Source organism: Larkinella sp. C7 (assembly GCF_006149005.1).
GTDB lineage: Bacteria > Bacteroidota > Bacteroidia > Cytophagales > Spirosomataceae > Larkinella.
On record NZ_VBSL01000101.1, the window covers coordinates 1 to 222 of the forward strand.

Here is a 222-nt window from a genome sequence, read left to right on the forward strand (position 1 = left end):
TAGAACAAGAAAAATCTCATGTCGATGCTTATATGAATCTCGAAAAACTTCGCTTTCCCGATAAATATCAGTTGGATTATCAAATTTCCGTTTCCGAAAAAATAAAGCTGCCTCCCTTTGGCCTACAAGTGTTAGTTGAGAATGCAGTTCGGCATGCCTTTAAAGATCGAAAAAAAGATAATAAAATCTGCATCCAGGTTAAGCAAGAAAACGACGTCTATA

At 36.0% G+C, this 222-nt stretch carries 1 pseudogene; it reads left to right on the plus strand.

The window, feature by feature from the left end:
• A pseudogene (locus FH871_RS34545) lies at positions 1-222 on the plus strand (hypothetical protein); the annotation flags it as partial.